9 protein-coding genes and 1 pseudogene are annotated in these 9,625 nt (G+C 49.9%); 4 read left to right on the top strand and 6 right to left on the bottom strand.

Features of this window, described 5'->3' with window-relative positions:
• Both Q0X35_RS04790 and Q0X35_RS04785 read right to left on the bottom strand, forming a co-directional pair.
• A pseudogene (locus Q0X35_RS04790) lies at nucleotides 1–376 on the bottom strand (hypothetical protein); the annotation flags it as partial.
• On the bottom strand, nucleotides 376–1,983 hold the full coding sequence (locus Q0X35_RS04785; protein ID WP_297566088.1) for an FGGY-family carbohydrate kinase: 1,608 nt from the start codon (nucleotides 1,981–1,983) through the stop codon (nucleotides 376–378). The gene Q0X35_RS04785 and the pseudogene Q0X35_RS04790, both read right to left, overlap by 1 nt.
• 209 nt (nucleotides 1,984–2,192) lie before the next feature.
• Here Q0X35_RS04785 and Q0X35_RS04780 point away from each other — a divergent pair, with 209 nt between their 5' ends.
• From Q0X35_RS04780 to nadE, 3 genes are all read left to right on the top strand, one after another.
• Nucleotides 2,193–3,656: an aspartate aminotransferase family protein gene (locus Q0X35_RS04780; protein ID WP_297566086.1), complete on the top strand. Its 1,464-nt coding sequence runs from the start codon at nucleotides 2,193–2,195 to the stop codon at nucleotides 3,654–3,656.
• Between the two features lie 12 nt (nucleotides 3,657–3,668).
• Entirely contained in the window at nucleotides 3,669–4,652 is a 984-nt protein-coding gene (locus tag Q0X35_RS04775) for a class II aldolase/adducin family protein (protein WP_297566085.1), read from the top strand.
• A gap of 146 nt (nucleotides 4,653–4,798) precedes the next feature.
• The gene (gene nadE / locus Q0X35_RS04770) at nucleotides 4,799–5,620 is read left to right on the top strand and encodes an ammonia-dependent NAD(+) synthetase (RefSeq protein ID WP_297566084.1); all 822 of its coding nucleotides are present in this window, start codon (nucleotides 4,799–4,801) and stop codon (nucleotides 5,618–5,620) included.
• A 1-nt stretch (nucleotide 5,621) separates the two neighbouring features.
• Here the strand turns inward: nadE and Q0X35_RS04765 are convergent, their stop codons facing one another.
• Together Q0X35_RS04765 and Q0X35_RS04760 are read right to left on the bottom strand one after the other, a co-directional pair.
• Nucleotides 5,622–6,503, bottom strand: a complete 882-nt coding sequence (locus Q0X35_RS04765; RefSeq protein ID WP_297566083.1) for a trimeric intracellular cation channel family protein — start codon at nucleotides 6,501–6,503, stop codon at nucleotides 5,622–5,624.
• A 105-nt stretch (nucleotides 6,504–6,608) separates the two neighbouring features.
• Nucleotides 6,609–7,514, bottom strand: coding sequence for a macro domain-containing protein (locus Q0X35_RS04760; RefSeq protein WP_297566081.1), 906 nt, complete (start codon nucleotides 7,512–7,514; stop codon nucleotides 6,609–6,611).
• 168 nt (nucleotides 7,515–7,682) lie between these two features.
• Here Q0X35_RS04760 and Q0X35_RS04755 point away from each other — a divergent pair, with 168 nt between their 5' ends.
• Nucleotides 7,683–8,156 (top strand): ribonuclease H, encoded by a 474-nt coding sequence (locus Q0X35_RS04755; RefSeq protein WP_297566079.1) that lies wholly within the window; start codon nucleotides 7,683–7,685, stop codon nucleotides 8,154–8,156.
• 20 nt (nucleotides 8,157–8,176) lie between these two features.
• Here the strand turns inward: Q0X35_RS04755 and Q0X35_RS04750 are convergent, their stop codons facing one another.
• Both Q0X35_RS04750 and Q0X35_RS04745 read right to left on the bottom strand, forming a co-directional pair.
• On the bottom strand, nucleotides 8,177–8,836 hold the full coding sequence (locus tag Q0X35_RS04750) for a DsbA family protein (protein WP_297566077.1): 660 nt from the start codon (nucleotides 8,834–8,836) through the stop codon (nucleotides 8,177–8,179).
• A 54-nt stretch (nucleotides 8,837–8,890) separates the two neighbouring features.
• Nucleotides 8,891–9,625, bottom strand: a 735-nt coding sequence (locus Q0X35_RS04745; RefSeq protein ID WP_297566075.1) for a hypothetical protein, incomplete at its 5' end; no start/stop codon positions are given.

Below are 9,625 nucleotides of genomic sequence, written 5' to 3'. Positions count from 1 at the left end.
TCGGAATATTATTAGTGGATTTGAAGGTGAACTTACGATTAATCGTAAAGTTCCACACCACCGACAGGAAGAGCGAAATAGCCTGCGCCCAAGTGGCGACTGCTTTCTTCGTGGCGGCTGCTTCCGCTCCCATACCGTCTACCCACCATTGCTGGGGCATATTGAAAGTATTTACGAAAAAATCCATCTGCGGCAAATAGATAAAGAGTGTATAGGTAATCACCTCTACCGCAGCTGCCGTACAGGAAAAGAGCGTAAAGAGAATAGCCTGCTTTAGCGCTTTCCGCCGTTCTGATTCTGGTTCTTTAGGAGGTTTTACCTCCCCTGGCACTGCAGAATTGGGATCTACAGCTCCAGCTTCATTTACATCAGTCATTATTTTCCTCCGTTTAATAACGCAAATGTTTTCTTATTATTTTTGTATAAAGTCTTGAAAGCCGCAAAATTACGATCATATACCGCTTTTACCTCTGGATTAGGTTCATAGCGTTTCGCTGCTTTTATGAAACTAGCTCCTTCACTCACCGAGTCATATACCCCTAATCCGCAGGCAGTCACAATGGCTGCCCCTACTGACCCGATATTTTGCGGATCGGCCGGTGTTTCCACTGTGCGCCCCAGAATATCGGCCAAAATCTGGCAAGTGACTTCTCCGAGTGCGCCGCCACCTACGAAACGCACTACCTGTGCAATAGAAGTCTTCTTCTCCTGTGTTTCTAAGAACCAACGCAGATGGAAGCACACTCCTTCAATAACTGCCCGCAGCAGCTCCGTCTTACCGGTCTCAATACCGATATTGAAAAACATTCCGCGCGCATTTGGATCTTCGAAGGGGCAGCGATTGCCGTGCAACCACGGGGTGAAAATTACTCCTCCGGAGCCCGGTTCTGCCTGCTCTATCACTTTATTCATATAGGAATAAAGATTCTTATACTCTGGCTCTTTATCTGCTTCCTCTGGATTGATATCCGTGCGGTCGAGGTAGATGTTAATTTCATCTAAAGCTAAGTGATCGCGTACCCACTGGAAACATTTTCCGGCCGTCTCCATCTCGGCAAAGTAATTATAATGCCCGCGTTCCGCACCGACAATCCCCGCTATCATGGCTGAAATATCTACAAATTGTTTATCAACTACGGTAATCACCCAACCGGATGTACCCCAGTAGATATGCGTATCGCCGATATTGGTAGCTCCGGCACCGACTCCGATTAAAGAATTATCTCCTCCACCGGAAATTACTTTTATTCCTGCCGGCAAGCCTAATTCTTTTGCCTGCTGCTCTCGGAGTAGACCCACCACCCCCGTACTTGGGATGATTTCCGGCAGATGCTCCATATTGACGTCGAAAAGCTTGCACACCTCTTTCGACCATTGCGGAGGATCGGAGTGAATATCCAGCAAGAGGGTAGTGAAAGCCGAATCTTCGCTGCGCTTACATTCTCCGGTCATGCGCGCCGCTAGGTAATCTTTTACATCTAACCAACTGTGCACTTGCGCAAAAATTTCTGGCTCGTTATCGCGCACCCAATGATATTTCCAGACCGGATCTTTTACAGAACCCGATACCGCACCGGTATGTTTTAAACTAATTGCCAGTTTGCGCGCATTCATACCAAATACGGTAATTCCGCTGCCAAGGCCTTTCTTAAACTGCTCAGTAGAACGCTGATCCATATAGCTCATGGAATTACGGAGCGCATTTCCTTCTTTATCTACCAGCACCACGGATTGCATCTGCGAGCAGAAGCTGATTCCCTCTACCTGATCTAACTCCGCCGCATGCTCTTTTCGCAAAGCTTGGGTGGAAGAGCAGAGCGCTTCCCACCATTGCTCCGGATCTTGCTCGGCGCCGCCGTCTGGCAGAATATAAAGATCGTACTCCCGCATTTCGGCTGCCACTTCCAGAAGTTTTTTATCCACCACCTGATATAGGCAAGTCTTTACTCCACTCGTGCCAATATCGTACGAGAGTACGTACATAAGAATCGCTCCTTAACGTCATTGTTACAGAGAATATCTAACTGCGGAGAAGCAATTCTCTTAGGCTGCTTTCCACTATCGTTTTCCAGTATCTCACAACTAATTAAAAAATATTGCTTCTATATAAAACCAAGGGTACCGCTAATTTCCGCTCCGTGTTACCATAATAGCGTCCTGATTTAGTTTGGTCCTCAACGAAGAGAGTCATTATGTCTATGAACGAACCGAGTGTAAGCAGCATTATCTCGGAACTTGATCGCCTCATCGAGCTTCCTATATATTCCATTAATCCCACTGCACTGCGGGAATATGAAGAAGAATATTTTGAGAAAAAATGCCAGAAATCAAAGCGCATGATTGAATCCGCGAAAGAAGTAATTCCGGGAGGCGTGCAGCATAATCTGGCTTTCAACCACCCCTTCCCTTTAGCTTTCGACAAAGCGAGCGGTAATAAACTGCGCGATATAGACGGCAACGAATACTGGGATTTCTTGCAGGCAGGCGGCCCTACCGTGCTCGGCTCTAATCCGGAATCGGTGCGCACAAAAGTAAAAGAGTTGCTCGATACCTGCGGCCCGAGCACTGGACTATTCCATGAATACGAAGCAAAGCTAGCCCGCCTCATTTCAGAGCTCATTCCTACCGTAGATATGTTCCGGATGCTCGGTACGGGCACGGAATCTGCTATGGCTTCTATTCGCGTGGCGCGGTTAGCTACTGGGCATAAGCATGTACTAAAAATGGGTGGCGCCTACCACGGCTGGTCAGATTCGCTCGCTTACGGAATACGCGTGCCGGGTTCTAAGTTCACCCAAGCCCACGGCGTCCCCCTCACCTACTTCCGTTATACCGACGAATTTTTCCCCGGCGATCTAGAGGATCTGGAGCGCAAGCTCAAGCATAAGAAGTATCGTGGCGGCACAGCAGCCATACTCATTGAGCCCATTGGCCCCGAATCCGGCACCCGCCCCCTCACCCAAGAATTCCTCGAAGGTGCCCAGGAGCTCGCCCGTAAGTACGGAGCTTTATTGATTTTTGACGAAGTGGTGACGGCTTTCCGAATTTCTGAGCACGGTGCGCAAGGATACTTCGGCATCGAACCCGATCTCACGGTATTCGGTAAGGTAGTAGCTGGTGGCTACCCCGGCGCCGGCGGGCTCGGCGGCAAGCGCGAATATATGCGCTATCTCGCAGCTGGTATCCAGACGGGTGACAAAGTAAAGAAAGCCCTTATCGGCGGCACTCTAGCTGCCACGCCGCTTTCTTCATTGGCCGGTTACTACACCATTAAAGAAATTGCGGAGACGGGCGCCTGCCAGAAAGCTGGAGAGCGCGGCGATCAAATAACGAAAGGTCTGCGCGCTTTAATAAAGAAATACGATTTACCTTTTGTGGCTTTCAACCAAGAATCAGTCTGTCACCTAGAAACTGTAGGCACTATGCACTTCTCCATCGACTGGAAGAAGCCGTGGAAGATTAAGCATGTACTCGATCAGACCTCCAAGCGGAAAGCGGAGATGGAGCATATGGGAGCCGCTTATATGGCGGAAGGGCTGGTAACTCTGGCTGGCTCGCGTCTTTACACTTCTGCCGCTTATACAGAGGCAGATATCGACGATGCACTTAGCCGCTTTGACCGCGTATTCTCCAAGGTAGAGCGCCTAGAGAAATAAGAGAGTAAAAATATGAGTACAGAAATTCAAGAAAATATTATTAATACCGCTCATAAGTTGGTAGAAAATAAGTTAGTGGCGCGCACCTGGGGAAATCTTTCCCAGCGCATCGACGAAAATTCTTTCTACTGCACTCCTTCCGGGCGTGACTATGCGGATTTAACTGCCGATGAAATGGTGGTTTGCCATTTAGACGGCAGCTATCAAGGAAATTTGAAACCGACGACCGAGCGTTCTTTGCACGCCCTTATTTACGGGGAGCGCGCAGATGCAAATTTCGTGATTCATACCCACCAGCCCTATGCTTCTGCTCTTTCTATCAGTACCACTGACTATGCAATTCCCGAAGATTTGCAAAAGAAGCTAGGCTCTGCCACTCTGCCGGCTGCTGCTTATGGCCTGCCGGGGCAGAAAAAGCTGCACAATGCGGTGATGGATGCTCTACGCTCCACCGGCAGCCGGGCTGTGCTTATGCGCTCACACGGTTTAATCGTATTTGCCCAGACGGCAGAAGAAGCTCTACAGCTCGCTTTAGATGTGGAAGATTTCTGCCGCGAAGAATACGAACGCCGCACCGATATACATAGTGCCGACCTTGCTCCCGCCGCTTATCAGCGGGGAGATGGCGGGCGCTTACCTAAAGAAGTGGAACGCATTTTTGCCAAACGCCCTGATATTAAGTGCGTACTCGAAGATGCCGATCCGGTAGTGCTGCAATATAAGAATTCCCTCCCTCCGTATCTAGACGATTTTGCCCAAATCGTAGGGATAAAGATGAGCGCTAATCCTTATGCAAACGCTATGTTTGGCGAAAATGCTGTCTACTACTACGGAAAAGATATAGCGGACGCCGAAGCGGTGCGCATGATAACTCATAAGAATGCCCTCACCGCTACTATGGCAAATATATTTGCCGTGCGCCCCTTACCTTTACCCGATCGCTTGATTATGAATGCGGTATACCGACTCACTTATTCCAAGCGAAAAGAGAAATAAACACTTTATTTTCTGGAGAGGCACCTGGCGGGGCGCAGCAGTGATGCTGCGCCCCGCCATTGCATAAAAATCCACCGCACCCCTCCCCAACGAGCACTTATCTGCCACTCCGCGCACAGAAAACGAGAAGAGAGTATGCTGGTGCTATGCGAGATTTACAGAAAAAAATTATTGCTGAACTGGGCGTACATCCGGAAATTGACTACGCACACGAAGTGGAGAGTCGCATAGATTTTCTCGTATCTTATTTACAGCACAGCGCCAGTAAAGGATTTGTATTAGGAATTTCCGGAGGAGTGGATTCCACGCTCGGCGGGCGCCTGGCACAGCTCGCCGCAGAAAAAGCTCGCAGCTGCGGAATTCCGGCCACTTTCACCGCTTTACGCCTTCCTAACCATCAGCAAGCAGACGAGGCAGATGCTCAGGCAGCACTCGCTTTTATCCGCCCTGATCAAAGCTATGCTCTTAATATCGGAAGTAGCGTAGATGCTTTTTCTGCCACGTATCGAGAAGCTACTAGCGAAGAACTAAGTGACTTCAACCGCGGCAATGTGAAAGCGCGCCTGCGCATGGTAGCTCAGTTTGCTTACGCAGGTGATCACCGTCTTTTAGTGCTCGGCACTGATCATGCCGCCGAAGCCATTACCGGATTCTATACCAAGTTTGGAGACGGAGCTGCCGATATAATGCCCTTAGCCGGGCTAAATAAACGGCAAATTCGCTCTTTAGTTCAGTTCCTGGGCGGGAGCTCTGCCTTGGCAGAAAAAATTCCCACTGCCGATTTATTAGATGCCCAACCCGGGCGCGCAGATGAAGATGAACTGGGAATTCGCTACGTGGATATCGACGATTACCTAGAAGGTAAAGAAATAACAGCTGCCGCAGCAGAGCGAATCGAAGCCGCCTATCTGCGCTCTCGCCACAAGCGCGCGCTGCCTGTTACCCCACAGAGCACTTGGTGGAAATAAACTAGGCGCGCTGCTCTTCGTCTAAATCGCGGCGCCTATCGCGCATATTCCGCCGCCCTGATTCCGCATCCGTGACTTCTCCGCGCCGTTCGGCAATTTCTGGGCGCATATCGCGCTGCGTAGCGCGACTCTCCACCTGCGGCGCTTTCCGGTTCCGGTTTGCAGCAGAGCCAGATTTTTTCTTATTTTGAGGTTTAATTCCAAATTTTTGCCACTGTAAAAGTGATTGAAGAGAAATCCGCTTACGCATTTTGCGCGCTGATTTTGGCAAGTTATAGGCTTTCGGAAGTGTCCAGTTGAAGTAGCGCGCCAGCGCCGAAAATACGAAACAGAATATAATCGATGAAGCCATTCCCGCTTCGTACTGGCCACGGAACTGGAAAAACACCATCTGTGCGGAAGCGAATACCGCAAAAGTGGCATAGAGCGGATTGCCTCCAAATACCCGCGGAATCTGATTCACCAGCACATCGCGGGTCATGCCACCGCAAACTGCTGTGACTACTCCAAGGAAAATAGAGGGAACTACCGTCAAACCCGCCGAGAGCCCCTTAGAGGCTCCGGTAGCTGACCAACATCCGAGCGCTAAAATATCGCCATATTCCATGGCGCGCCGCCACCATTTATTTTCCACCGGCACGAAGTAGACGAAAATCGCAGAAGTAAAGGCTCCACCTAGATACCATGGGTCGGTAAGAGCCACTGGGAATCCGATGCCGAGCATCATATCGCGCAGTAAACCACCTCCGAGAGCGGAGGCAGCCCCCATAATCATGAATCCGATTAGGTCAAAACCTAAACGGCGCGCCAGGGTAGCACCGATTAGACCGTTACATATCACCCCGGTGACATCTACTACGCGAAAAATTACTTCAGGATCCACTCTTTTAGGGTAACGCGCAGAGAAAAATTTTCCTAGACCGACGGCCGAAACGTCAGCCCTAACACATCGTTTTCTCTAAAAATCTCTAAATTAGATAAAAAGTATTTAATCGGTGACCCAGGTCTTCATAGTGCGCGAATACACTTCCGTATCGGCGTCCGTATGCAGAGAAAAGAGCACTAGATCTAATACCGGCGCCCGCTCAGCTAACCAATATTCTACCGTCTTAAGAGCGATATTAGCCGCTTCTTTCGCCGGGAAAGAATTTCCTCCCGTGGAAATAGCCGGAAAAGCCACGGATTTTATATCGCCTTTTTCTAAACACAGATCCAAGATATTGCGATAGCAGAGCGCGAGCTGCTCCCGTTCCTGGGCGGTGGGCTCTGCGCCTTGTACTTTCGGCCCGAGTGTATGTATCACATAACGAGCCGGTAAACGATAGCCGCGCGTAAGGACGGCATCGCCTGGCTCTAAATTCCCGCCTTTTATTTCAATAATTTTGGCACAATCATTCTGCAGCCACGGGCCGGCCTGCGCATGAATCTCTGAATCTAAGCAGCCGTGCAAGGGAATCGGGCAGCCAGTCATATCCGGTAAAGCCGTATTCACCACTGCATCAATAGCGAGCTGCGAAATATCTCCTAAAAAGAGTGCCACTCGTTCAGCCTGCTGAAAATCGCATTGGGGATACGCTTCAGAGACACGGCACAGATTCAACGCTTCTACTCTCCCTCTTAATCCCGATATACGGAAAAGCAAAGTGTTAATAGCCCGCGAAGTCACCGGATCAATTGGACCTGGCTTGCGAATCGCCAACTCCGAAGCCAGCCAACGCCAAAGGCCTTCATCAGTAGAAAGATGGGCCATAGAGGAAGAACCCGTATAGTGCTTATTATGTAATCCGCTCAGCGCCGTCATTAATAAATCGTAATTAGAACGCGTATCGCCTCGCGGATCGGGAATCGACTCATCCAGCTTAATGGCATCCCGATATTCGGAAAGTGCAAGCATTTTCTACCTTTCTCTCACTTTCTAAGCCTACCTGAAATACTAAATTCTGCGGTAATACCCTCGGCAAGTTATTCTTCTTCTTACACAATTTTTTCCCCAATTTTCCTTCTTACACTAGCTATTTTCCCGCTTTTCCATCTAATCTGGTAGCAGAGAGAGAGGAAGTGCATGGCAGAAAATCTACCTATCGGAAATCCACCTAGAGGTTATGATGCAGTAATTGCCACAGACGGCGCCTGCTCCGGCAACCCCGGGCCCGGAGGCTGGGCGTGGCTCGAGCAACTGCGCGGGATTTACGCTTCCGGTGGAGCTGCCCACACCACCAATAATGTAATGGAACTGCGCGCGCTCCTAGAAGCTCTTAAAGCCTTCGATCCGAGTTTAGATATCCTTATTCGCGCTGATTCCTCCTACGTGCTCAACACCATCACCAAGTGGGCGCCCGGCTGGAAAAAACGCGGCTGGAAAAAAGCTGATGGTAAACCCGTGGCCAATCAAGAGCTAATCGCCGAGATTCTCGAACTTTATGACGCCCGGAGCGGGCGCACCGATGTGGAGTGGGTGCGCGGGCACAATGGAGATGCCGCGAATGAGATGGTTGATTCGCTCGCAGTGCAGGCGCGCGAAAAATACCGCGCCTAAGATCTCTAAGCCTAAGAGCTCTAAGAACTCAAAGCCGCAATAGCTTCTGCAAATACTTGCGCTGATTGAGCTCCTTCTATGGCATATTTATCCGCCAAAAGGAAGAAGGGAACTCCCGAGATACCCAGGGTCGCTGCTGCGTGGAGATCTGCACGTACTTCGTCTGCGTATTCTCCACTTTCAAAATCTATCTCTGCCTGTTCTCTATCCAGACCAGCCGCTTCGGCGATATTGAGAAGCGTATAGGTATCTGAGATATTATCTCCATCTTGAAAATAAGCTTTCCACAGCCGATTGAGCATTTCTTGCCCTTGTGCCGTGGCCACTTCTAAATTAGGAGCCGAGTTTTGCGCCGCGCGCAGCAGCTGATGGGCGAGAAAAGAATTAACTGGCTGCACCGATTCCCAGTTAAAATTTATCCCGCACTCAGCTCCAATATCTGAGATATCTGCTAACTGCTTTTTCACTTCTGCCGGCGATTTTTCCCAAATATCCGCCAAGTAGTCTATTAACGAAAGACTGGTGACTCCCGGCGCATCAGCCTGCAGCTGATAGGAATGATATTCCACTAAGGTAGATTTTCCGGATTTCGCAATTCCCTCTTGTAGGCGGCGTACCCCTATCCAACTCCATGGACACGTGATATCTACCCACGCATGAATTATCATTTCTTTCTCCATAGTGGTAAGACTAGCGGTATTTTATTTACTTTGCCTGCCGCGCCGAGAATTTAACTATTTATGGTTATTTGCCCCTGCGCACACAGCGGCACTCCAACTGCCAAAATGCTGGCGAATTCCCGCTCCCGAGGGGCGGGAACTGCTAGATTTTGCGGAACCAGATTTTGCGGCGCTAGATTTCTGCGCTTTTGCCCAGCGCAAATAATTACCGTAGGAATTACTCTTTTCCTCCTCCGCCATCGCGGCGAGAAAATCTTGCATCGCTTGGCGATAATCTTGGGCGCTAAATTTTAATCCCCCACGCGCTCTGCCATCTTGTGGCATAAATCCCGCCGAAATAAGAGCATCGTTCCAGAAACCGCGAAAGCCTTTAATTATGGTCTGCGAAGTAGGCGGCCACGCCGTCACTCCCCGCCCCGTCGGCAACTGATAATGCGCACAAACTTTTAATCGTGCCGCGTCGTATTTACGCGCCGACATACTCACGCGGCTATTTTTCGCAATCTGCTGCAAACTAGCTGCAATATAAGCCCTGGCATCATTTTGCTGCGCCGTATCATCCGGCATCTTATATTTGACGGTCCGCTCCTGCCCCGCCGGTAAAGTAAAATCAGCTAACGGCGGCAAATCAGCCGCAAACGCATACACTAAATAAAGCGCTGTGAGCAGTGAATCTATCCGAATACGTTCTTTTTCTTCCTCGCTCACAATATGCAAACGGATATCGGGGAGCTGGCGCAGCAAAGTGCAGGCAACTCGAGCAGAGGCTTCGGCCACCACCGCCAGCTC

Source organism: uncultured Arcanobacterium sp., assembly GCF_947253055.1.
In the GTDB taxonomy this organism is placed as follows: domain Bacteria; phylum Actinomycetota; class Actinomycetes; order Actinomycetales; family Actinomycetaceae; genus Arcanobacterium_A.
This window is presented reverse-complemented; position numbering and strand designations above follow the sequence as displayed.